The sequence below is a fragment of the Clostridium bowmanii genome, assembly GCF_018861315.1.
Lineage (GTDB): Bacteria > Bacillota > Clostridia > Clostridiales > Clostridiaceae > Clostridium_AD > Clostridium_AD bowmanii.
The window spans coordinates 1-650 of record NZ_JAHLDL010000114.1 but is presented as its reverse complement, the minus strand read 5'-3'; the positions used below and the strand labels follow the sequence as shown (position 1 = coordinate 650).

The following is a 650-nucleotide window of genomic DNA, read 5'->3' as shown; positions in this document are numbered from 1 at the left end:
GTTCTAAACAGAGTAATTAGGTTAAGCTAGATATATTGCCGTAAGGCTAAAGAGGTCAGCAAAACCAATGAAGAAACTGTGGTTTATAAGGGAATAATTTAGATAGCAAAGCGAGAGGAGTTCATGATGAAAAAGTGGTATAGTTTGATTGATAAAGTTTATACAATTGATAACTTAAGAAAGGCTTTCAAAGCGGTCAAAAGCAATAAGGGAGCCCCTGGTATAGATGGGGAAACTATTGGAATTTTTGAAGCTAATATGGAAGCTAATATAGTCAAGCTAAATCATGAACTTAAAACCGAAACGTACGAGCCACTTTCAGTACGTAGGGTATATATTGATAAAGATGATGGCACTAAAAGACCGTTAGGTATTCCGACGGTTAGAGATAGGGTTGTCCAACAAGCACTAAAGAATATTTTAGAACCAATTTTCGAACCTATATTTCATCCTTCAAGCTATGGTTATAGACCGAATAGGTCTTGTCAAAAGGCTGTAGCAAAAGCTGAAAGATTCATGAACAAATATGGATTAGAGCATGTAGTAGATATGGATTTATCTAAATGTTTTGACACACTTGACCATGAAATAATAATTAAATCAGTGAATGAAAAAGTAAGTGACAGTAGAATTTTAAAATTAGTAGGTAA

1 protein-coding gene is annotated in these 650 nt (G+C 34.0%); it reads left to right on the top strand.

Translation table 11 applies throughout. The features are described 5' to 3' along the window. Window positions 1–123 precede the first annotated feature (123 nt). A partial coding sequence (locus tag KPL51_RS23130; RefSeq protein ID WP_244998183.1) for a reverse transcriptase domain-containing protein occupies window positions 124–650 on the top strand: 527 nt, incomplete at its 3' end.